This window comes from Streptomyces albus subsp. albus (assembly GCF_000719865.1).
Lineage (GTDB): Bacteria > Actinomycetota > Actinomycetes > Streptomycetales > Streptomycetaceae > Streptomyces > Streptomyces albus_E.
This window is the reverse complement of sequence record NZ_JOID01000008.1, coordinates 69,942-92,919: the sequence shown is the minus strand read 5'-3', so window position 1 is coordinate 92,919 and position 22,978 is coordinate 69,942. Positions and strand designations below refer to the sequence as shown.

At 72.3% G+C, this 22,978-nt stretch carries 16 protein-coding genes; 10 read left to right on the top strand and 6 right to left on the bottom strand.

The window, feature by feature from the left end; all coding sequences use genetic code 11:
• Window positions 1-34: 34 nt before the first annotated feature.
• Window positions 35-1,861 carry an acyl-CoA dehydrogenase gene (locus tag IF83_RS0109235; RefSeq protein ID WP_030543594.1) on the bottom strand — a complete coding sequence of 609 codons (1,827 nt, stop codon included), beginning with the start codon at window positions 1,859-1,861 and terminating at the stop codon, window positions 35-37.
• Window positions 1,862-1,994: 133 nt separating this feature from the next.
• Between IF83_RS0109235 and IF83_RS0109230 the strand changes: the two genes are divergently transcribed.
• The 4 genes from IF83_RS0109230 to IF83_RS0109215 all read left to right on the top strand — a co-directional run bounded on the left by IF83_RS0109230 (window position 1,995) and on the right by IF83_RS0109215 (window position 6,718).
• Complete coding sequence (locus IF83_RS0109230; RefSeq protein ID WP_030543593.1) at window positions 1,995-2,474, top strand: SseB family protein; 480 nt, start codon at window positions 1,995-1,997, stop codon at window positions 2,472-2,474.
• 378 nt (window positions 2,475-2,852) lie between these two features.
• Complete coding sequence (locus tag IF83_RS0109225) at window positions 2,853-4,124, top strand: glycoside hydrolase family 16 protein (protein ID WP_030543592.1); 1,272 nt, start codon at window positions 2,853-2,855, stop codon at window positions 4,122-4,124.
• Window positions 4,125-4,214: 90 nt separating this feature from the next.
• Window positions 4,215-5,405, top strand: coding sequence for a glycoside hydrolase family 64 protein (locus IF83_RS0109220; protein WP_030543591.1), 1,191 nt, complete (start codon window positions 4,215-4,217; stop codon window positions 5,403-5,405).
• 341 nt (window positions 5,406-5,746) lie between these two features.
• The gene (locus IF83_RS0109215; RefSeq protein WP_030543590.1) at window positions 5,747-6,718 is read left to right on the top strand and encodes a pirin family protein; all 972 of its coding nucleotides are present in this window, start codon (window positions 5,747-5,749) and stop codon (window positions 6,716-6,718) included.
• 38 nt (window positions 6,719-6,756) lie between these two features.
• On the opposite strand, the gene IF83_RS0109210 is transcribed toward IF83_RS0109215, so the two are convergent.
• Entirely contained in the window at window positions 6,757-8,955 is a 2,199-nt protein-coding gene (locus IF83_RS0109210; protein WP_030543589.1) for an ATP-binding SpoIIE family protein phosphatase, read from the bottom strand.
• Window positions 8,956-9,109: 154 nt separating this feature from the next.
• Here IF83_RS0109210 and aspS point away from each other — a divergent pair, with 154 nt between their 5' ends.
• The 3 genes from aspS (at window position 9,110) to IF83_RS0109195 (ending at window position 11,597) form a co-directional block, all read left to right on the top strand.
• Window positions 9,110-10,882: an aspartate--tRNA ligase gene (gene aspS, locus IF83_RS0109205; protein ID WP_030543588.1), complete on the top strand. Its 1,773-nt coding sequence runs from the start codon at window positions 9,110-9,112 to the stop codon at window positions 10,880-10,882.
• A gap of 98 nt (window positions 10,883-10,980) precedes the next feature.
• The gene (locus IF83_RS30060; protein WP_158711024.1) at window positions 10,981-11,208 is read left to right on the top strand and encodes a FitA-like ribbon-helix-helix domain-containing protein; all 228 of its coding nucleotides are present in this window, start codon (window positions 10,981-10,983) and stop codon (window positions 11,206-11,208) included.
• On the top strand, window positions 11,205-11,597 hold the full coding sequence (locus tag IF83_RS0109195) for a type II toxin-antitoxin system VapC family toxin (RefSeq protein WP_030543587.1): 393 nt from the start codon (window positions 11,205-11,207) through the stop codon (window positions 11,595-11,597). Before IF83_RS30060 ends, IF83_RS0109195 begins: the two co-directional genes overlap by 4 nt.
• 75 nt (window positions 11,598-11,672) lie before the next feature.
• On the opposite strand, the gene metG is transcribed toward IF83_RS0109195, so the two are convergent.
• The gene (gene metG / locus IF83_RS0109190; protein WP_030543586.1) at window positions 11,673-13,397 is read right to left on the bottom strand and encodes a methionine--tRNA ligase; all 1,725 of its coding nucleotides are present in this window, start codon (window positions 13,395-13,397) and stop codon (window positions 11,673-11,675) included.
• Window positions 13,398-13,713: 316 nt separating this feature from the next.
• Between metG and IF83_RS0109185 the strand changes: the two genes are divergently transcribed.
• Together IF83_RS0109185 and IF83_RS0109180 are read left to right on the top strand one after the other, a co-directional pair.
• Window positions 13,714-14,211: a hypothetical protein gene (locus IF83_RS0109185; protein WP_030543585.1), complete on the top strand. Its 498-nt coding sequence runs from the start codon at window positions 13,714-13,716 to the stop codon at window positions 14,209-14,211.
• 170 nt (window positions 14,212-14,381) lie between these two features.
• Entirely contained in the window at window positions 14,382-15,884 is a 1,503-nt protein-coding gene (locus IF83_RS0109180; protein WP_078843315.1) for a flotillin family protein, read from the top strand.
• A gap of 506 nt (window positions 15,885-16,390) precedes the next feature.
• Here IF83_RS0109180 and IF83_RS31865 read toward each other — a convergent pair.
• Window positions 16,391-18,253, bottom strand: a complete 1,863-nt coding sequence (locus IF83_RS31865) for a vWA domain-containing protein (protein ID WP_078843314.1) — start codon at window positions 18,251-18,253, stop codon at window positions 16,391-16,393.
• A gap of 588 nt (window positions 18,254-18,841) precedes the next feature.
• Here IF83_RS31865 and IF83_RS0109170 point away from each other — a divergent pair.
• Window positions 18,842-20,932 carry a PhoX family protein gene (locus tag IF83_RS0109170; RefSeq protein ID WP_030543582.1) on the top strand — a complete coding sequence of 697 codons (2,091 nt, stop codon included), beginning with the start codon at window positions 18,842-18,844 and terminating at the stop codon, window positions 20,930-20,932.
• Window positions 20,933-21,144: 212 nt separating this feature from the next.
• Here the strand turns inward: IF83_RS0109170 and ligD are convergent, their stop codons facing one another.
• Entirely contained in the window at window positions 21,145-22,149 is a 1,005-nt protein-coding gene (gene ligD / locus IF83_RS0109165) for a non-homologous end-joining DNA ligase (RefSeq protein ID WP_078843313.1), read from the bottom strand.
• A 176-nt stretch (window positions 22,150-22,325) separates the two neighbouring features.
• On the bottom strand, window positions 22,326-22,916 hold the full coding sequence (locus tag IF83_RS0109160) for a TetR/AcrR family transcriptional regulator (protein ID WP_051722616.1): 591 nt from the start codon (window positions 22,914-22,916) through the stop codon (window positions 22,326-22,328).
• Window positions 22,917-22,978: the final 62 nt, after the last annotated feature.

Genomic DNA, 22,978 nt, shown 5'->3' with positions numbered 1-22,978 from the left:
GGAACGCGGTGCGCGTTCCGGACGCGGTGGTGCCTCAGAAGGCGGCCTCGTCCAGCTCCATCAGGGAGTTGTCGGTCTTCTCGGCCAGCGTGCGCTGGACGGAGACGCCCGGCAGCACGTTGTGCGCGAAGAACTTGGCCGCGGCGATCTTGCCCTCGTAGAAGGGCTTGTCCTTGGCGGAGGCCGAGGCGAGCTTCGAGGCGGCGACCGCGGCGCCCTTGAGCAGCAGGTAGCCGACGACGACGTCGCCGGAGGCCATCAGCAGGCGGGTGGTGTTGAGGCCGACCTTGTAGATCGACTTCACGTCCTGCTCGGTGGCGGCCAGGTCGGTCAGCATGTGGCCGACGATGGCCTCCAGGTCGACCGCGGCCTTGGACAGCTCGGCGCGGGCGTCGGCCAGCTCCTCGCCGCCCTCAGCGTCGCCGAGGAACTTCTTGATCTCCTCGGAGAGGGCGGTCAGCGCCTGGCCCTGGTCCCGGACGATCTTCCGGAAGAAGAAGTCCTGGCCCTGGATGGCGGTGGTGCCCTCGTAGAGGGTGTCGATCTTGGCGTCCCGGATGTACTGCTCCAGCGGGTACTCCTGGAGGTAGCCGGAGCCGCCGAAGGTCTGCAGCGACTGGGCGAGCTGCTCGTAGGACTTCTCGGAGCCGTAGCCCTTGACGATCGGCAGCAGCAGGTCGTTGAGGCGGTGGATCGCGGAGGCGTCCTCGCCCGCGGCCTCCTTGACCAGGATCTCGTCCTGGATCGAGGCGGTGTAGAGCACGAGGGAGCGCATGCCCTCGGCGTACGCCTTCTGCGTCATGAGCGCGCGGCGGACGTCGGGGTGGTGCGTGATGGTGACGCGCGGGGCGGTCTTGTCCGTGAAGGCGGCCAGGTCCGGGCCCTGCACGCGCTCCTTGGCGTACTCCAGGGCGTTGAGGTAGCCGGTGGAGAGGGTGGCGATGGCCTTCGTGCCGACCATCATCCGCGCGAACTCGATGATCATGAACATCTGGCGGATGCCGTCGTGCTTGTCGCCGATGAGCCAGCCCTTGGCGGGGTGGCGGTCGCCGAAGGTCATCTCGCAGGTGTTGGACGCCTTGAGGCCCATCTTGTGCTCGACGTTCGTGGCGTAGACGCCGTTGCGCGCGCCCAGCTCGCCGGTCTCGAAGTCGAACTCGTACTTCGGCACCATGAAGAGGGACAGGCCCTTGGTGCCGGGGCCGGCGCCCTCGGGGCGGGCCAGCACGTAGTGGATGATGTTCTCGGACATGTCGTGCTCACCCGAGGTGATGAAGCGCTTCACGCCCTCGATGTGCCAGCTGCCGTCCTCCTGCTGGACGGCCTTGGTGCGGCCGGCGCCCACGTCGGAGCCGGCGTCCGGCTCGGTCAGCACCATGGTGGAGCCCCACTGCTTCTCCACCGCGATCTTCGCGATCTTCTTCTGCTCCTCGGTGCCCTCGTCGTAGAGCACGCCGGCGAAGGCCGGGCCGGAGGAGTACATCCAGATCGCCGGGTTCGAGCCCAGGATGGTCTCGGCGAAGCCCCAGAGCAAGGAGCGCGGGGTGATGGTGCCGCCCAGCGCCTCCGGGATGCCCAGGCGCCACCACTCGGCGTCCATGAAGGCCTGGTAGCTCTTCTTGAAGGACTCCGGGATCGGCGCGGTGTTGGTCTCCGGGTCGAACACCGGCGGGTTGCGGTCCGCGTCGGCGTAGGACTCGGCGAGTTCGTTCTCGGAGAGGCGGGCGATCTCGGACAGGACGCTCTTAGCGGTGTCGACGTCCATCTCCGCGAACGGGCCGGTGCCGTACAGCTTGTCGCGGCCGAGCACCTCGAAGAGGTTGAACTCGATGTCGCGGAGATTCGACTTGTAGTGCCCCATGGCGACGGCTCCGTAGCTTCGGGGAGGTGGCATACCTCTACTGCGTACCAAACGTGGTCACGCCATGATGCTACCGGTCAGTAATAAGACGCAAGCCCCCGCCGGTCAACTGTGACTCGTTACCCTTTGGGTCATGTACGGCTATGACCAGAACCCGGGCGCCGGGCAGGGTTACGCGGCCCCTCCGCCACCTCCGCAGCAGGGGCGCGGCGGCTACGGCGCCCAGCCGGGCCAGCCGCTCTACCCCGAGCCGTCGCCGCCCTCGCTGGCCGACGCGGTACGGGCCTTCACCACCGGATCGATGTCGGCCGAGGACTTCCAGCACATCTTCTCGACCTCGAAGATCTACTGCCCGCGCGGCGAGGGCCCCGGTTTCCTGGCGCTGCACAGCACCCAGCAGCCGGTGATCCCGCTCTTCACCTCGCTCAAGGAGCTGCGCGGCTACGCCGGCAAGGAGTCGAAGTACTTCACGCTGACCGGCGCCGAGGTGCTCGACCTGCTGCCCACGGGCTACGGCTTCGTGCTGGACATGGAGGGGGAGCACCGGATGGTCTTCGACGCCAAGGCCGTCGAGCAGATGGTCGACTTCGCGATGCGCCGGATGTACGGCTGAGGGCCGGCCCGTCCTCCGTGCCGACGACGGCGCCGTCGGGTCCGGGCCCGCGCCGGCGCCCCGACCCGGCCCCGGGCGGCGGCCGGGCGCATCCGAGACATAAGCGTCACGGTCCGCGGCCGGTGTCTTAAGTCCGGCTTAAGCGCGGCTCAAGCGTTCCTCAGCTCTCCGCGCTTCCCTGCGTTTGTGCAGGTCAGAGGCGTTTGGAGCTTCTCGTTCCGATTGGCGGGGCCATCCGTCGTGCGTATCGTCATGGCCCGCCGGCGGTGTGCGGCGCACCATGAGAGCGCTCTCAGGAATCCGTCTGTCCGCGTCCTCGACGCGCACCGTCCGGCGCCCGACGCCGAACCTTCCCCACAGACGAGGTGTGTCCCCGCCATGGCAGCTCATCGCGCACGCCGATGGTCCTTCGGAGGGCTGGTGCTCCTGCTCACCACCGCCCTCGCCTCCGCCATCCTCTTCACCACGTCCGGCCCGGCCACGAAGCACGCGAACGCCGCCCCGGCGCAGACGTGGTCCGACGACTTCGACGGCCCCGCGGGCAGCGCGCCCGACTCCTCGAAGTGGACCCTGGAGACGGGCGGCAGCGGCAACGGCAACAACGAGCTCCAGTACTACACGAACAGCACCGGCAACGCCGCGCTCGACGGCAAGGGCAACCTGGTCATCACCGCCCGCAAGAACAGCGACCCGGGCCTGAAGTGCTGGTACGGCACCTGCCAGTACACGTCCGCGCGGTTGAACACGGCGAAGACCTTCACCCAGAAGTACGGCCACTTCGAGGCCCGCATCAAGATCCCGCGGGGCCAGGGCATCTGGCCGGCCTTCTGGATGCTGGGCGACGACCTCGGCTCCGTCGGCTGGCCCGGCAGCGGCGAGATCGACATCATGGAGAACGTCGGCAACGAGCCCGGCACCGTCCACGGCACCCTCCACGGCCCCGGCTACTCGGGCTCGGGCGGTATCGGCGCCGCGTACACGCTGCCGAACGGCGCGGCCTTCGCCGACGACTTCCACGTCTTCGCCGTCGACTGGAGCCCCTCCGGGATCACCTGGTCCGTGGACGGCCGGGCCTACCAGACCCGCGGCCCGGCGGACGTGGGCGGCAACAAGTGGGTCTACGACCACCCCTTCTTCCTCATCCTCAACCTCGCGGTGGGCGGCAACTGGCCCGGCAGCCCCGACGCCGGCACGTCCTTCCCGCAGACGATGACCATCGACTACGTCCGCGTCACCCCCTCCGGCTCCGGTGACAGCGGCGGCACCCCGCGCACCGGCGCCATCCAGGGCATCGGCGGCATGTGCGCCGACGTCGCGGGCGCGAGCAGCGCCGACGGCACGCCGATCCAGCTGCACGACTGCACGGGCCACGAAGCCCAGCAGTGGACGGCCGGCAGCGACGGCACCGTGCGGGCCCTCGGCAAATGCCTGGACGTCAAGGGCGGTTCGCACGACGACGGCGCGGCCGTGCAGCTCTACACCTGCAACGGCACGGCGGCGCAGCAGTGGACCCACACCGCCGCCCGCGACCTGGTCAACACCGGAGCCGGCAAGTGCCTCGACGCCAAGGGCAACTCCTCGGCCGACGGCACCCGCCTCCAGATCTGGACGTGCACCGGCGCCGCCAACCAGAAGTGGACCATCGCCTGAGCGCCCGCGGCGCCGCGCCGGGCCGCCTCCCGCTCGCTTCCCCCACCCCCCGAACGCCCCGGTCCCCCGGCCGGGTCCGAAGGAGTACCCATGGCACCCCGTCATCAGCGCAGCCTGACCCGTCGCAAGATGCTGTTCGCCCTGGGCGGCGCGGCCGTCGCCGTCCCGGCGATCGCGACCGTCGCCCCGCACGCCCTCGGCGGCGAGGCCCGCACCTCGGCCCCCGGCTCGCTCCCGGTGACCATCGCCAACAACAGCGGTTCGTTCGACAACGCCTCCGTGCACCTCTACGTCGTCGGCAATCTCGACGGCCGGCAGGTACGGCTCACCCCGGAGGGCACCGTCGTGCCCATCGCCCTGTCGGACAACGGAGCCGACGGCTTCACCGACTACGCCATCCCCCTGGCGGGCAGCGGCGAGACGAAGCTGTCCCTCCCCCACATGTCGGGCCGCATCTACGTGTCCCTCGGCGAGAAGCTCAAGTTCAAGGCCGTGGCCGACGGCAACGGCGACGCGGCCCTGCAGTACCCGGCCGGGTGGGTCGAGTCGGACCCCAACTACGGCGTCCTGCACGACTGCGCCGAGTTCACGTACAACGCGGCCGGCATGTTCTGCAACACCACGATGGTCGACATGTTCAGCGTGCCGCTGAGCATCCGGCTCACCGGTGAGAAGGACCAGACGACGGGGACCCTGCGCGACGGCGGGCGCTCCGCCGCCTTCGCCGCCGTCCGGCGGATCGAGGAGTTCGCACGGCTGGTCGTGGACGACACCCGCATCATCGCTCCCGGCCACGGCCTGGACGCGGGCCTCTTCCCCGAGGACTACCTCGCCCCGTACATCGACGAGGTGTGGAGCACCTACACCGGCAAGGACCTCAAGGTCACCACCAACGCCGGCACGTTCACCGGCCGGGTGCGCGGTGAGCGGTTCACCTTCGACGGCCCGGCCTCCGTGTCCTTCGCCAAGCCCTCGACCCGCGACGTGTTCTTCTGCGACGGCAACCTCGCCGCGCCCAACGACGGCACCACCGGTCCCGTCGCCGCCGTCCTCGGCGCGGGCTTCAACCGCTCGACCCTGCTCACCGACGCCGCCCAGCCGTCCACCGACCCGGCCGCCTTCTACCGGGGCGAGCTGACCAACCACTACGCGAAGGCGGTCCACGCGGCGACCGAGGACGGCAAGGCGTACGGTTTCGCCTTCGACGACGTCGCGGACTTCGCCTCCTACATCCAGGACACCCGCCCGACCGGCTTCACCCTCACGCTGACGCCGTTCTGACGGATCTCCGCACGAACCGGCACCACCGCCGGCCGCGCCGGGGAGCGGGGCGGGGCGGCGGCGGGAAGGGGAACCGCCCGCGCGGTGATCGCGGGCTGTGGCCGCGACCTCGGGAGAGGGCGCAGCCGGCTCCGCCCGCCGTCCGCCCCGCCGTCCGCTTCCGTCGCGCGCCGCGTCGCGCAGCGTCCGCCGCGGGCCCGAGGCGGTCTCGCGCGCCGCCCCGCGCATGGGGCATGCTCCCCGCACGAGGGGTGCCGGACGAGCGGACGATGTCCGGTCTCGGGAATGGCGGCGCCTCGGGTTGTTGTTTATTGTTCAACTAAGACCCCGAGGAGGACCCCATGCCCGCCATCACCGTCGAGAACCCCCTGGCCCTGCCGCGCGTGACCGCGCCGGCGGACGCCGTGGCCCGCCCCGTACGCGCCGTGACGACCGCGCCGAGCGGCTTCGAGGGCGAGGGTTTCCCCGTCCGCCGGGCCTTCGCGGGGATCAACTACCGGCACCTGGACCCGTTCATCATGATGGACCAGATGGGTGAGGTGGAGTACCAGCCCGGGGAGCCGAAGGGGACTCCGTGGCACCCGCACCGCGGCTTCGAGACCGTCACCTACATCATCGACGGGATCTTCGACCACCAGGACTCCAACGGCGGCGGCGGCACCATCACCAACGGTGACACCCAGTGGATGACGGCCGGCGCCGGCCTGCTGCACATCGAGGCGCCGCCGGAGCAGCTCGTCATGTCCGGCGGGCTCTTCCACGGGCTCCAGCTGTGGGTGAACCTCCCGGCCGAGGACAAGATGATGGCGCCGCGCTACCAGGACATCCGGGGCGGCAGCGTGCAGCTGCTCACCTCGCCCGACGGCGGTGCGCTGCTGCGGGTCATCGCCGGTGAGCTGGACGGCCACCAGGGCCCGGGCATCACGCACACGCCCATCACGATGGTCCACGCGACGCTGGCCCCCGGTGCCGAGATCACCCTGCCCTGGCGCGAGGACTTCAACGGCCTCGCCTACGTCCTGGCGGGCCGCGGGGCGGTCGGTGCCGAGCGCCGTCCCATCCGCCTGGGCCAGACCGCCGTCTTCGGCGCCGGTTCCTCGCTCACCGTCCGCGCGGACGAGAAGCAGGACTCGCACACGCCGGACCTGGAGGTCGTGCTGCTCGGCGGGCGGCCGATCCGTGAGCCCATGGCCCACTACGGCCCGTTCGTCATGAACACCCGCGAGGAACTCCAGCAGGCTTTCGAGGACTTCCAGAAGGGGCGGCTGGGGACGATCCCGGCCGTGCACGGGATGTCCGGGGGCGCACGGTAGGACTCACCCGGCCGCCCGGCCGCTCGCCCGCCGGCCGGTCAGGCGGCGAAGTCCGCGACGGCCTCGGGGAACACCGGCCCGCCCGGCTCCCGGTCGCCCGGACCGGGCGGGCCGGTGTTCTCGAACAGCTCGAACCAGGTGCTCTTGCCCTCACCCCGGGGGTCGACCCCCCAGGCGTGGGCGAGCAGCTCCAGCAGCATCAAGCCGCGCCCGGAGGAGGCCAGCTCGCCCGGCCGGCGGCGGTGCGGCAGCTCGTCGCTGCTGTCGGCCACGTCGACGCGGAGCCGCCGGCCGGGGCTGTCGTCTCCTTTCGGCGCGGTGATCTCCGCGACGGCGACGGCGTCACCGTCCGTGTGCACCAGGACGTTGGTGACCATCTCGGAGAGCATCAGCTCGGCCGAGTCCACCTGCTCCGGGTCCGACCAGTCGTGCATCAGCTCGCGCAGCTGGCGCCGGGCCAGCGAGATGCGCTCCGGCTCGGCCTGGGCGATGGTCATGACCGCGCGGCGCAGCCGGCGCGGCGGGTACAGGGCGGGGGCGCCGCAGCCGGGGCCGTTCCGGCAGAGCAGCAGCAGCACGATGTCGTCCTCGCGCCGGTCGGCGAGCGGGCCGGGACGGTAGTGCGAGGAGGGGCCGTGCACGGCCTGGATCAGACCGTCGGCCATCGTCTCCATGTCCTCCGACACATGCTCCTCGATCGCCTCGCGCAGCCGCTGCCAGCCGGTCTCCAGAGTGTGTCCGCCGGTCTCCAGCAGGCCGTCCGTGAAGAGCATCATCAGCTCCCCCGGCTCCAGGACGATCCTGGTGATCGGGTAGTCGGCGTCCGGGGAGACCCCGAGCGGCGGACCGCCGGTCGTGGTCCGGGTCATCATGGTGCCGTCGTGCATCCGCGTGACGGGCTCCTGAAGGCCGGCGCGGGCGATGTCCAGGGTCCCGGACGCCGGGTCCGCCTCGATGTAGAGGCAGGTGGCGAAGCGCGGGTCCTCCCCGCCGTCCTCCCCGCCCCCGCCGTCCGGCCGCCGCTCGGCGAGCCCGGCCAGGAAGCGCGAGGCGCGGGAGAGCACGGCGTCCGGGCGGTGCCCCTCGGAGGCGTAGGCGCGCAGGGCGATCCGCAGCTGGGTCATCAGACTCGCGGCGCGCACGTCGTGGCCCTGGACGTCCCCGACGATGAGGGCCACGCGGTCGGACGGCAGCGGGATCATGTCGTACCAGTCGCCGCCGAGCTGGAGCCCGCCGCCGGTCGGCACGTAGCGGGCGGCGACCGTCATACCCGGGGTCTCGGGCGGGACCGGGGGCAGCATGGCCCGTTGGAGCCCCACCGCCAGCTCCCGCTGGGACTCCTGGGTGCCGGCCCGGGAGAGCGCCTGGGCCAGCATCCGGGCCACGGTGGCCAGGATGGACCGCTCGTCGGGGGTGAAGGCGACGCGGTGGTCGAAGGTGGCCAGCCAGGCTCCGGTGGTGCGGCCGGCCGTGATCAGCGGGACGTACGCCCAGGACTGCAGGCCGAAGCGGGACACCAGCGGCCAGGTGAGCGGATACCGCTCGCGGAACTCCTCGGGCGAGGAGAGATAGACGGCCCGGCCGGTGCGCACCACCTCTGCGGCCGGATAGGGGGTGTCCAGCGGCATCTCCTCGAAGGGCGGCTGCTCGTCGTCGGGGCGGTTGCCCTGGAAGCCCACGATCCGCAGCCAGTCCCCCTCGGCGGAGAAGACGACCAGGCCGTTCGGGGAGAAGCCCGGCATGGAGAGGTTCCCGGCCACCCGCAGCACCTCGGCGGTGGACCCGGCCTCGGCCAGGGCCCGCCCGGCGTCCAGCAGGAAGGCCTCCCGGGCCCGCCGCCAGTCGCCGGTGACCCGGGGCGGCGCCGCGGTGTCGTCGGCGTGCCGCGGCTCCTCGGGCAGCTCCTGGACGGTGCCGATCAGGGTGACCCGGCCGATGTGCCGGTGCGGGCGGGCGCGGACGCGGATCCGGCGGAGCACCCGGCCGTCGTCGCCGATCACCCGCATCACCACCTCGGCCAGGGTGCGCTCGGTGAGGGCGAGGCTGACGACCTCGTTCATCTCCACCCAGTCCACCGGGTGGAAGCGGGCCCGGGTGGCCCCCGGGGAGAGCGTGGTGGCGACCGCGTCGAACCCCAGCAGCCGGGCCGCCTCGGCGTCCACCCGCAGGGCCTTCGAGACGGTGTCCCAGCGCCAGAGACCGGTCGCGGTGGCGGACAGGACATCCTCGGAGCGCATTACATCACTTTAGGCAGGTTTGGGGCATTCTGACGACCGGCTGTGGTGCAGGTGGCTACCGGTACCCTTGACGGGGCCCGCGACGGGCCGGGTCCCACGGGCGTCCACCGCCCTCCACCACGATCCGACGACGATCCGACGACTTGGATGAGCGATGCATCGGTACCGGTCCCACACCTGCGGCGAACTCCGCGCCGCTGACGTCGACACCGAGGTGCGACTGAGCGGCTGGCTGCACAATCGTCGCGATCTGGGCGGCATCCTCTTCATCGATCTCCGCGACCACTACGGCCTGGTCCAGCTCGTGGCCCGGCCGGGCACGCCGGCCAACGAGGTGCTGGGCTCGCTGACCAAGGAGACCGTCGTCCGGATCGACGGCCGGGTCAGCGCCCGCGGCGCCGAGAACGTCAACCCCGACCTGCCGACCGGCGAGATCGAGATCGAGGTCGACGAGGTGGAGGTGCTGGGCGCGGCCGAGCCGCTGCCGTTCACCATCAACACCGAGGACGGGGTGAACGAGGAGCGCCGGCTGGAGTACCGCTTCCTCGACCTGCGCCGCGAGCGGATGCACCGCAACATCATCCTGCGCTCCCAGGTCATCGCCTATCTCCGCCGGGAGATGACCGCCCTCGGCTTCATGGACATGGCGACGCCGATCCTCTCGGCCACCTCGCCCGAGGGCGCCCGCGACTTCCTCGTCCCCTCGCGGCTGCACGCCGGCAAGTTCTACGCCCTGCCGCAGGCCCCGCAGCAGTTCAAGCAGCTGCTGATGATCGCGGGCTTCGACCGCTACTTCCAGATCGCCCCCTGCTTCCGCGACGAGGACGCCCGCGCCGACCGCTCGCCGGGCGAGTTCTACCAGCTCGACATCGAGATGAGCTTCGTCGAGCAGGAGGACGTCTTCCGGGTCATCGAGAAGGTGATGACCGACCTGTTCACCGAGTTCGGGCAGGGCCGTGAGGTCACCTCGCCGTTCCCGCGCATCCCCTTCCGCGAGGCGCTGCTCAAGTACGGCAGCGACAAGCCGGACCTGCGCGCCCGGCTGGAGCTGACCGACGTCTCGCACATCTTCGCGGACTCGGGCTTCAAGGCCTTCGCCGGCAAGCACGTCCGCGCGCTGGCCGTGCCGGACACCGCGGACCAGCCGCGGAAGTTCTTCGACCAGATGGGCGAGTTCGCCGTCGAGCAGGGCGCCAAGGGCCTGGCCTGGATCCGGATCGGCGAGGACGCGAAGCTCACCGGCCCGATCGCGAAGTTCCTCACCGAGGACGACACCGCCAAGCTGATCGCCGAGGTCGGCGGCAAGCCCGGCACCGCCGTCTTCTTCGGCGCCGGCGAGTTCGACGAGGTCTCCAAGATCATGGGGGCGGTCCGGGTCGAGGCCGCCCGCCGCGCCGGGCACTTCGAGGAGAACGTCTTCCGCTTCTGCTGGATCGTCGACTTCCCGATGTTCGAGAAGAACGAGGACACCGGCGAGATCGAGTTCTCCCACAACCCCTTCTCCATGCCGCAGGGCGGCCTGGAGGCGCTCCGGGAGAAGGACCCGCTGGACATCCTCGCCTGGCAGTACGACATCGTCTGCAACGGCGTCGAGCTGTCCTCCGGCGCCATCCGGAACCACGAGCCGGAGGTCATGTACGAGGCCTTCGGCATCGCCGGCTACTCCCGGGACGACGTCGAGCGCGAGTTCGGCGGCATGCTCCGCGCCTTCAAGTTCGGCGCCCCGCCGCACGGCGGCATCGCCCCGGGCGTGGACCGCATGGTGATGCTGCTGGCCGACGAGCCCAACATCCGCGAGACCATCGCCTTCCCGCTCAACGGCAACGCCCAGGACCTGCTGATGGGCGCCCCGACCGAGGTCGAGGAGGCCCGGCTGCGGGAGCTCCACCTCAGCCTGCGGAAGCCGCAGGTCAAGCAGGAACGGTAGGCCGCCGTACGTGCCCGGGACCGCGTTGCGCGGTCCCGGGCCTCTTTTTTCGGGCAGGAAGCGCTACTTCGGCGTCGATGTCGCGCTATTCTGCATGCATGGCTACCGTTCAGATCAGAAACGTCGATGACCAGGCCTACGCCATACTGCGCCGGCGCGCCGCGGACTCCGGGAGATCGCTCCAGGAGTACCTGCGGAAGATGCTGGAGGACCAGGCGGCGCAGGAGCCGATCGAGGACATCCTCACCGTGGTCCGGGCCGACCTGGTGCGGGAGGTCCCGATGGAGGCCATTGTCGAAGCACAGCGTGAAGGCCGGGACGAATGATCGTCGTTGACAACTCCGTACTGATCTCGTCCCTCATCGACGCCGGTCCGGCGGGCAAGGCATGCATGGCCCGGATGTCCGGTGAGCGGCTGGTCGCCCCCGGGGTGATCGACTACGAGGCACTCAGCACCCTGCGGAACCTCCTGCGGGCCCGGAAAGTCGACGTGGAAGTCGCCGAGCGGGCGGTGCGCGTGCTGCCCGACCTGCCCATCGAGCGGGTGCCCTGCAAGCACCTGATTCCGAGGATGTGGGAACTGCGCAACAACTACACGCCGTACGACGCCGCATACGTGGCGCTGGCCGAGCATCTCACCGTGCCGCTCGTGACCGGCGACGGGCGGCTCGCGCGGGGGTCCGGCGCGCGGTGCATCGTGGAACTCATCACCTGACACGCCGCACCGGGGAAATATGCCGACGGGCCGCTGAGGGCAGTTTCTCCGCGGCCCGTCCGCGGACCGTGTGGGTTACTCCTCGCCGCCGAAGCGCTCGCGGTAGGCGGCCAGGTCGTCCTCGGTGATCTTCGCGAAGAGGACCGGCGGGACGGTGAAGGCCGTGCCGGCCGGGACGGAGGCCAGGGCCGCGGCCTCCTCGGCGGTGACCCAGGCGGCGGTGTCGTCCGCCAGGGCGAACGCGGCGCGCATGGCCTTCGCCGAGGCCGGGATGAACGGCTCGGAGACGACCGCGTAGAGGTGGATGAGGTTCATGGCCGTACGGAGGGTGAGCGCCGCCGCGTCTTGGTCGGTCTTGATCTCCAGCCAGGGGGCCTTCTCCTCCAGATAGGAGTTGCCCGCGCTCCACAGCGCGCGCAGCGCCTGCGCCGCCTTGCGGAACTGCAGAGCCTCCATCTGCCGCTCGTACTCGGCGAGCAGGCCCGCGATCTCCTCGCCCAGCTTCCGCTCCGCCTCGCCGGCCTCCGCGCCCGCCGGGACGGTGTCGCCGAAGCGCTTGCGGGAGAAGGAGAGCACCCGGTTGACGAAGTTGCCGAGGGTGTCGGCGAGGTCCTTGTTGACGACCGAGGAGAACAGCTCCCAGGAGAAGGAGGTGTCGTCCGACTCCGGGGCGTTCGCCATCAGGAAGTAGCGCCAGTAGTCGGCCGGCAGCAGCTCCAGGGCGGCGTCGGTGAAGACACCGCGCCGCTGGGAGGTGGAGAACTTCCCGCCGTAGTAGTTCAGCCAGTTGAAGGCCTTGACGTAGTCGACCTTCTTCCACGGCTCGCGGGTGCCGAGCTGGGTGGCCGGGAACATCACCGTGTGGAACGGGACGTTGTCCTTGGCCATGAACTCGGTGTAGCGGACGTCGTCCGCGCCCGCGGGCTCGTACCACCAGGACTTCCAGTCCCGGACCTCGCCCTCGCCCGCGCGCTCCGCCCACTCCTTGGTGGCGCCGATGTACTCGATCGGGGCGTCGAACCAGACGTAGAAGACCTTGCCCTCGGCGGCCAGTTCGGGCCAGGTGTCGGCCGGGACCGGGATGCCCCAGTCGAGGTCGCGGGTGATCGAGCGGTCGTGGAGGCCCTCGGTCAGCCACTTGCGGGCGATGGAGGAGGCGAGCGTCGGCCACTCGTCCCCGCAGGCGTCGATCCACGCCTCGACCTCACCGGCCAGCTTCGACTGGAGCAGGAAGAGGTGCTTGGTCTCCCGCACCTCCAGCTCGGCGCTGCCGCTGATCGCGGAGCGGGCCTCGATCAGATCGGTGGGGTCGAGCACGCGGGTGCAGTTCTCGCACTGGTCGCCGCGGGCCTTGTCGTAGCCGCAGTGCGGACAGGTGCCGACGATGTAGCGGTCCGGCAGGAAGCGGTCGTCGGCGATGGAGAACACCTGGCGGATCGCGCGCTCCTCGATGAAGCCGTTCTCCGCCAGGCGGCGCGCGAAGTGCTGGGTGATCTCGATGTTCTGCTCGGAGGAGCTGCGGCCGAAGTAGTCGAACTCCAGGTTGAAGCCGTCGTAGACGGCCTTCTGCGCGTCGTGCTGCCGGGCGCAGAACTCGTCCACCGGCAGCCCGGCCTCCTTGGCGGCCAGTTCCGCCGGGGTGCCGTGCTCGTCGGTCGCGCAGATGTACAGCACCTCGTGACCACGCTGCCGCAGATAGCGGGCGTACACATCGGCCGGGAGCATGGACCCCACCATGTTGCCCAGGTGCTTGATCCCGTTGATGTACGGAAGGGCGCTGGTGATGAGGTGTCGAGCCATTGCGGCTGCTCCCGGGTAGCAGGTGGATGCGCGGAGTGATGGAGAGGGTTCTGCGGGCGGTCAATATCGTATCGGAGCGGGTGGCGCCACCCGTCCGGTTATCCGGTGGGCGGACGGGGGCGCGGGGCGGGGCAGGGGCCGGGAGGGGCGCCCGGGGTGTCACGGTGCGGTCCGGGGCCGTTCTCCGGCATCAGGAAGGCGTGAAGATTGCCGGAATCCGGCAGTGTGCTCGGTGCCGCCCGGCTGCCAGACTGCCCGGAACGCGGTAAGCGCGGGGCCGGCGCGGGCCCGCTCCCCGCGCGGAGAGGGGGGCCGGATGGCGTGGTTTCTGGGACTCGGCACGGCGGGGCTGGTGCTGCTGGTCCTCGCGTTCGTCTTCGACGGCGTGCTGGACGGGGTGCTGGACGGGGCCTTCGGGGGGATGGTCTCGCTGCCGGCCCTGGCCGGGTTCGTCTCGATGCTCGGCTTCGGCGGCGCCATCACGCTCGGCACCACGGGGGCCGGGCCCGGTGTCGCGACCGCCGCGGGCACGGCCGCCGGGCTGGGCACGGCCTGGCTCGTGCTCCGGCTGAGCCGGGCGCTGATGCGGGACCAGACCGCGCCGACACTCCGCTCCGCGGATCTCGTCGGCACCCCGGGTTCGGTGGTCACGCCCATTCCGCCGGGCGGCTACGGAGAGGTGCTGCTCCGGGCCGGCGGTCAGCCCGTCAAGTACGCGGCGCGGAGCGAGGTGGCCCAGCCGCTCGGGGAGGAGATCTGGGTGACGGCCGCGCTGTCCAGCACGGCGGTCGAGGTGCGGGCCGTGGAGCGCTAGCGGTCCCCTTGCCCCCGTCGGCCCGCCGGGCCGGTGGAACACCCCGGCCCTGCCGCATGCCCCGCCGCCCGCGGGCCGCCGGTTCGTACGTCCACGGGGGACGGGCGACCCGGCCCCGGGGGCTCCCGCTGTTGTGATTCGTCCGGTTGTCCGCAGAGAGGCAGGACCCCATGAGCCCAGTGCTCGTCGCCGTGGTCGGAGTCGCCGTACTCCTTGTTCTTCTGGCCGTCATCGTCGTCTCCCGCTACAAGGTGGCCGGGCCGAACGAGGCCTTCATCATCACCGGACGCCGGGGCAAGAAGTCCGTCGACGCGGTGACCAGCCGCGTCAGTTATGACACCAGCGGCCAGAAGGTCGTGGTCGGCGGCGGCGTCTTCGTGGTGCCGTTCGTCCAGCAGCGCCATGTGATGGACCTGTCCAGCCGGCACATCCCGGTGGCCGTGCGCGGCGCGGTGACGCTGCGCGGCGTCAAGGTGGACCTGGACGGGGTCGCCATCGTCAAGGTCGGCGGGGACGAGGACGCGATCCGCGCCGCCGCCCAGCGGTTCCTGCAGCAGCAGGACGGGGTGGTCGGCTTCACCCAGGAGGTGCTGTCCGGCGCCCTGCGCTCGATCGTCGGCCGGATGTCCGTGGAGGACGTCATCCGGGACCGGGCGGCGTTCGCCGGGCAGGTCGCGGAGGAGGCCGAGGCCAGTCTCTCCGGTCAGGGGCTCGTCCTCGACACCTTCCAGATCCAGGACATCTCCGCCGAGGGCAGCTATCTGCAGGACCTCGGCCGGCCCGAGGCCGCCCGCGCCCGGCAGGAGGCCGACACGGCCGAGGCCGACGCGCGCCGCATCGCCGAGCAGGCGCGGCTGCGGGCCGAGGAGGAGATCGCCGTAGCGCAGCGGGTGCTGGCGCTCCGCCAGGCCGAGATCAAGGCGGAGACGGACGCGGCGGCCGCCCGCGCCGCGGCGGCCGGACCGCTGGCCGAGGCCGCGCGCCAGCAGGAGGTGCTGTCGGAGCAGGAGAAGGTCGCCGAGCGGCAGGCGGCGCTCAAGGACCGTCAGCTCGACACGGAGATCCGCAAGCCGGCCGACGCCGAACGGTACCGGGCCGAACAGGAGGCGGAGGCGCACCGGGTGGCGCGTGTGAAGCAGGCCGAGGCGCAGGCCGAGGAGTCGCGGCTCACCGGTGAGGGCGAGAAGCAGCGGCGCGCGGCGCTGGCCGAGGCGGTGCGGCTGGAGGGCGAGGCGGAGGCCGCGGCGGTCGCCGCGCACGGCGCCGCCGAGGCCGAGGCGATGCACAAGAAGGCCGACGCCTTCGAGCGGTACGGCGACGCGGCCGTGCTGCAGATGCTCGTCGAGGTGCTGCCGCAGGTCGTCGCGAAGGCGGCGGAGCCGATGGCGGCGATCGACAAGCTGACCGTGATCTCCACGGACGGGGCCGGGAAGCTGCCGCGCGCGGTGGCGGACAACGTCGCCCAGGGCATGGAACTGCTGGGCTCCACCACCGGGATCGACCTCGCCGCGATGCTCTCCCGGCTGGCCGGCGGCGCGGGCGGCGCGGGCGGTGCGGCCGGGGCGGGCACGGAGGGTTCGGCGGACGCCGGGGCCGCCGGTGCCACCGGACCGGCCGGATCCGGCGGCGTGGGCGGCAGGCCGGGGGCGGAGCGGATCGAGGTCACCGGCTGAAACGGCGGCTCCGCCGCCCTGCGGACAGCCGCGCCCGGGGATCCCAAGGCTCTGCGGAGTCACGGGAATAACCGGGCGCGGCGCTGAGGACCGCCGAGCACGTGGACGCGGCCGGGGGACGCTGCCGGCACCGGAGACCGGCACCAGAACCGGCCCCGGCCCGGGATCTGTGACCGGGACCGGCACCGGGACCAGAACCGGCACTGACCCCGAGACCTGGACCGGGATCGGCACCGGCACCGGAGACCGGCACCAGGACCGGGACCGACCCCGGGACGGGCCTGGCACCGGGACCGGCACCGGACCGGTACTGGGATCGGCACCCGGGATCGGCACCCGGGGCCGGCACCGGCACCGGAGACCGGCAAGGGATACCGGTGCCGGCAGCACGGCCGGAGGGAACGGGACGGGCGCGGCCCGGCCGGCGGGGGAGCCGGCCGGGCCGCGCCCGGTGTCGTGTCCACGGCCCGTCCGCGGGTGTTCACCCACGGGCCGCGGGACGTCCGTCAGCCGAGGATGCCCTTCTCCCGGGCCTCCGCCAGCCACGTGGGGAACTCGGCCAGCAACTGCTCGTACAGCTTGCGGTTGGTGAGCTTCTTGGGCTCCGGACCGGCGTGGAAGAAGCCCGCGTTGTCGGCCTTCCGCCGCTCCGGCACGGAGAGCGTGTCCAGCTTTCGGAGGAAGTCGAAGCCCTTCGCGTCCGTCTCGCCGAAGCCGATGAACTGCCAGAAGACCGGCAGCTCCGCCGCCTCGCACAGCGCCTTCTCGGCGGCCGCCTTGCTGGTCGGAGCGCCGTCGGTCTGGAAGATGACGAAGGCCGGGGCGGTGGAGCCGGACTTCTTGTAGTGCTCCACGACGGTCTCGATGGCGCGGTGGTAGTTGGTCCGGCCCATGTGGCCGAGGTCCGCGTGGAGCGCCTCGATCCGGCCCTTGTAGTCGTCCAGGGCGATGTCGGCGGTGCCGTCGATGTCGGTGGAGAAGAACACCACGGGGACGGTGCCGTCGTCGTCCAGGTTGGCGGAGAGGCCGAGGGCCTGCTCGGCGAGGTGCTGGACGGTGCCGTCCTTGTAGTAGCCGCGCATGGAGCCGGAGCGGTCCAGGACGAGGTAGACGGCGGCGCGCTGTCCGGCCAGGCCTTCCTTGTCGAGGGCCGTGGAGGCGGCCTTGTAGAGGTTGACCAGGCCGGGGGCGGTCTTCCGGACCTTCTCCAGCGAAATCGCCCCGGCGGCGCCCTCCTTCGCGGGCTGCTCCGGCTCGGGCGCCTTCGTCGGCGCGGCCTCGTTCGCGGGCGCGGCTTCGTCCTTCGGTGCGGCCTCCTTCGCGGGTGCCGCCTCCTTCTTCGGCGCGGCCGTCTTCTTCGTGGCCGTCTTCCGCGCGGCCGTGGTCGTCTTCGCCGCCGTGGTCTTCTCGGCGGCGGGCGCGGCGGGCGCGGCGGGCTCCGCGGCGGCCGGAGCCTGCTCCGGCTCGGCGTCGCGCGCGGCGGGGTCGTTGTCGCCCGCGAGCGACGCGGCCTCCGCCTTGGCCTCCTCGGCGGCCGTTCCGGCTCCGGACGCGGTGCCGGGCGCCGGCTTGCCGTCCGTGGCCGCCTCGGCCTCGGCCTCGGCGTCCGCCACCGGCTCCGGCGGTGCGTCGCCCGAGAGTTCGGCGACCGTGGCGTCCACGGCGTCGAGTTCCGCCTTCGCCTCGGCGGCACCCTCCGCGGCGAGGTTCCGTCCGGCCTTGTCGTCACTGCCGGTGCCGGCGGCGTCCGGCGAGCCGGCGGTCTTGGCGGCCGGGCCGGCGACGGGCTCCGGAACGGCACCCGTCGACAGGGCCCCGGCCTCGGCTATGGCTTCCTCGGCGGCCCGGTTGGCCTCGGCCGCGGGGCCGGTGCCGCTCGTGGCGGCGGTGGCGGTGCTGTCGGCGGTGGTGGCGGTGGCGGCGGTGTCCGAGGTGTCGGCGGCGGGTGCGGTCTCGTCACCGGTCTTGCCGCCGGCCTTGTCGCCGGAATCGCCCCCGGTCTTGTCGCCGGGCGCCGCCTTGGCGTCCTCGGACGCCGCCGTCCGCTGCGCGGGACCCCGGGGGGCGTCGAAGGCCGACATCAGGTCGGCGGTGATCCCGCCGGACTCCCCGTCCGTCTTCGGCCTGCCGGCCGGGCCGGTGGCGGGTTCGGCGGTGCGGTCCGGCCGGTCCGACGCGGAGCCCGCGCCGGGCGCCGGTTCCCCGGCCGCCCGGGACTGCTCCGGTACGGCCGTGCCGGAGCTGTCGCCGGCACCGGCCCGGCCGGCGGTGTCCGTCGCGCCGGCCGCACCGGCCGCCGGGGGTGCCTGTTCCTCCCGCCCCGCCCGGGACCGGCTGAACACGTTTCGCAGCAGACTCCGAATGCCCATGGGAGAAGCCCTTTACAAGTATCGGGTGCGATGAATGTCCGAGGTGCGGGATTCGTCCCTGACCAGGACGGACATGTAAGGCTAGCCAGCAGGGGTCCGGCCGGGCGCGGGCGCCCTCCTCGGCGGGCGGAACGGTGTGCCCGCCGGCCGCGGCCCCGCGGTCAACAAGCCCTGGGGAACGGCCCGTACGACCGGGGTCGGGGGTTCGTCGATCACGTGTGCTCCTCGCGCCTCCGCCGCGCGGCACCACGCGTCGTCTCGGCCGAGCCGGCCCGGCCGGGCGTGCGGCTCTGCGACAGCGTCCCAGAAGTCGCCGCGTGTGGCGAGATCTTGTCTTCGCGGACAGCCGGTCCGGTGCCGATCGTTGTCCAGTTGTCCGGATCTCGCCGCGCTCCGGCCGGTGCGGGGCTTGCGGCAGACCGGTGGCCGTGCAGGCGTCACCGTCTCCTGTGCTTCACCCCGGGTTCATCCGGGGGTTTCCGGCGCGCGGGTCTACGCCCCTAGCGTCAACGCGCGGAGACTGTCGGTGTACCCGGTCGTAACCGGTCGGGAGCCGGTGCCGGAGGAACCCCTACGGAGGAGAATCACGTGCGGAGACTGCTGCCTCTGATCAGCTCGCATCCCGGTGGAAGGTCGGCGATGACCTGCCGCTACCGGTGCGGGAACGCCTGCTTCCACGAAGTGCCCAACACCAGTGACAACGCCTACGCGGGCGACGTCATCGCCGGTGCCCTCTCGCGCCGGTCCATGCTGCGGGCCGGCGCCGTCGTCACCGTCGCCTCGGCGGCCGGGGCGTCGTTGCTCGGACAGGCGCCCGGCGCCGAGGCCGCGCCCCTGGACGCCTCCTCCGCCGCGGCGGCGCGGGGATCCGGCCACCACCACGGCGGGCGGGCCGCGCGCGGGCTCCGGTTCACCCCGGTCCCGCCGAACACCGCCGACGCCGTCACCGTCCCCCAGGGGTACCGGCAGCAGGTCGTCATCCGCTGGGGAGAACCGATCCTGCGCGGGGCGCCGGCCTTCGACCCGGACCGGCAGACGGCCCGGGCCCAGGCCGGTCAGTTCGGTTACAACAACGACTATCTGACCCTGCTGGACCTGCCCGGCGAGCGGTGCCGCCAGGTCATGGTGGCCAACCACGAGTACACCAACGAAGAACTGATGTTCGCCGGTTACGACCCGGAGAACCCGGCCCGGGAACAGGTCGAGATCGCCTGGGCCGCGCACGGCCTGTCGGTCGTCGTGGTGGAGGAGGAACGCCGCAGCGGCGCGCTCAGCCCCGTCACCCGCCACCGGCTCAACCGCCGGATCACCGCCACCACGCCGTTCCGGCTCACCGGCCCGGCCGCCGGCAGCCGCCTGCTGCGCACCTCCGCGGACCCGGAGGGCACCACGGTGCTCGGCACGCTCAACAACTGCGCGGGCGGCACCACCCCGTGGGGCACCGTCCTCTCCGGCGAGGAGAACTTCAACCAGTACTTCGGCAACGCCGAGGCCGTGACGGACCCGCGGACCGTCGCACGCCTGAAGCGCTACGGCATCACCGACGCGGTCAGCGAGCGCAAGTGGGAGCGGTTCGACCGGCGCTTCGACCTGGGCCGGGAGCCCAACGAGGCGAACCGCTTCGGCTGGGTCGTCGAGCTCGACCCGTACGACCCGGACTCGACGCCCCGCAAGCGGACCGCCCTCGGCCGCTTCAAGCACGAGGCCGCCCAGCCCCGGCTGACGCGGGACGGCCGCCCCGTCGTCTACATGGGCGACGACGAGCGGTTCGACTACTTCTACAAGTTCGTCTCCAGCAAGCGGATGATGCGCGGTCACAGCCGGGCCGCCCGCGAGCACAACCTCACGCTGCTCGACGAGGGCGCGCTCTACGTCGCCAAGCTCACCGGCGACAGCCCCGCGAGCGAGGTCGACGGCAGCGGCAGGCCGCTCCGGGACGGCGAGTTCGACGGCTCCGGCGAGTGGATCAAGCTGGCCGAGGGCGACACCTCGTACGTGCCGGGCATGACCGCCGAGGAGGTGTACGTCTTCACGCGCCTGGCCGCCGACAAGATGGGCGCCACCAAGATGGACCGCCCCGAGGACGTCGAGGCCAGCCCGCGCACCGGCCGCGTCTACGTCGCGCTGACGAACAACAAGGAGCGCGGTCTGGCGGGCAAGGCGCCCGCCGACGAGGCCAACCCGCGCAACGAGAACAAGCACGGCCAGGTGCTGGAACTGGCCGAGCGCCGCAACGACCCGACGGCGGAACGCTTCGCCTGGCGGCTGTTCCTGGTCTGCGGCGACCCGGAGGACCCGGCCACCTACTACGCCGGCTTCCCCAAGGAGGAGGTCAGCCCGATCTCCTGCCCGGACAACATCACCTTCGACCCGCACGGCAACCTGTGGCTCTCCACGGACGGCAACGCGCTCGGCAGCCACGACGGCCTCTTCGGCGTGGCCGACCGCGGCCGGCACGAGGGCCAGGTCCGGCAGTTCCTGACGGTGCCGATCGGCGCCGAGACCTGCGGTCCGGTCGTGCAGGAGAAGCGGGTGCTGGTCTGTGTGCAGCACCCGGGCGAGGTGGACGGGGCGACGGTCGAGAACCCCGCCTCGGCGTGGCCCGACGGACCCGGGAAGCTCGTCCGCCCGTCGGTGGTCTGCGTCTGGCGCGCGGACGGCGGCGCGATCGGCGTCTGACCTCCTCCTGAGGAGGGCGACCCCCGCGGTTTCGTGCGGCCGACGCGGCGGAGGCGGCCGGGACGACCGGCGGGGGCGGGCCGAGCAGGACGGCCGAGCAGGACGGCCGAGCAGGACGGCTGAGCGGCATCGGTGGATCGGAGACGGGTCCGCGGGTGCCGCTCGCTGTCGTTTCCGGCCGCGCGCCCGCGTCGGCCGCGCGCCCGCGTCGGTCACAGCTCGGCGAGCCGCCGCTCCGCCGCCCGCAGCGTGCGTCCCCGGCGCGGCATCCCGGCCCACGGGTCGTCGGCGGCCAGCCGCTCCCCGATCGTGGCCAGCGTCCAGCGCCGGGCGTGGAGTTCCGGGTCGTCCAGTTCCCGGCGGGCTATCGGCGTGGCGACCGGCGCTCCGGGGAGCGCGCGCACCGCGTACGGGGCCACCGCCGTCTGCGCGTAGCCGTTGCGCTGGACGTCCAGATAGACCCGGTCCTTGCGCTCGGCCTTGCGCTGCTCGGTGGTGAGCCGGTCGGGGTGGCGCTCCGCCAGCAGCCCGGCCGCGCGGCGCGCGAACGCCCGTACGGTGCCGAAGTCCGCCTGCCGGTCCAGCGGGACGACGATGTGCAGGCCGCTCGACCCGGTCGTCATCAGCAGGGTGGGGAGCCCGAGTCCGTCGAGCAGCTCGCACACCCGGTGCGCCGCCCAGCGCACGTCCTCGAAGCCGGCGCCCTCGGACGGGTCGAGGTCGATGACGAGCCGGTCCGGGTGGTCCGGCCGGTCTGCGCGCGAGAGCCAGCGGTGCGGGGTGATACAGGCCTGGTCGGCGAGGTGAACGAGGGTGGCGGCGTCGTCGCAGACCACGTGGGTGACGGTGCCGCCGCTCTCCTTGGCGACCTCGGCGCGGTGCACCCAGTCGGGGAAGTGACCGGGAATGTTCTTCTGGACCAGCGGCTTGCCGTCGATGCCGTCGGGGTGGCGGACCATCATGAGCGGCCGCCGGCGGAGGTGCGGGAGCATGCGCCGGGAGACCGCGCGGTAGTGCTCGACGAGGTCCGCCTTGGTGATGCCGTCGTCGGGGAAGAGGACCTTGTCCGGACGGTGCAGGGTGAGGGTTCGCCGGCCGACCCGGATCTCGCTCGTATCACTCACCTTCAGCGCCTTGCCCGTGCTGTCGGCGGCAAACTCCCGCTCGCGGGCCGAGGCGTTGGGCGCAGTGCGGTGGGTGCGGGGAGTCCGGGGCATCCGCCGCCGGTGCGTCCGCGGGCAGCCGCGGGGTGTCCCGGGCGATGGCTGCGCCCGGCGGTGGGGGCGAGCGGGCGGCAGGGCCGGATGACGGCGTCCTGTGGTGGCGGGACGCGGCCGGGGCCGGCCGGGGTACGCGGGTCCGGCGGGGCCGGCCGGGGTGCGCGGGCCGGTGGTCAGCGGCGGGGCCGGCAGCCGTCCAGCAGCAGGGTGAGCAGGGCCCGGGTGAACTCCTCGCCCGGTGGCCGCCGCCGCAGCAGGAGCTGCGTCCACAGCGCTCCGGCCAGGGCGTCGGCCAGGGGTCTCGGATCGAAGCCCGCGGGCAGTTCGCCCCGGGCCGCGGCCCGCTCCAGGATCGGCTGCCGCCGCAGGAAGCCCTCGTCCAGCAGGGAGACGACCAGCTCGCGCAGCGCCGGGTGGCGTACGGCCCCCACGAGCGCCGCCTCGACGAGGGCGCGGGTGCGCTCCTCGCGGAGCAGGCCGCGCACGGCGTCGGTCAGCGCGGTCAGATCGCCGCGCAGGCTTCCGGTGTCGGGCACCGTGACGCGGAGGACGCCGGAGTCCAGCAGGGCGTCGCGGAGTAACTCCGGCTTGGAGCCCCACCAGCGGTAGATGGTCGTCTTGTTGACCCCGGCGTGCTCGGCCGCCTGTTCGATGGTGAGTTCGTCGTAGCCGCGCTCGGCGAGCAGATCGAGGGTGGCGCCGAAGATCTCGGCCTTCCGCCGGGGACCGGCCGCCTCCTTCGCGACCGCTTCCAGGTCCGTCATCCGCCTGCTCCTCTCCGTGGGTCCGGCCGCCAAGGGCAGCACGGCGCAAGGTTGCACTGCAA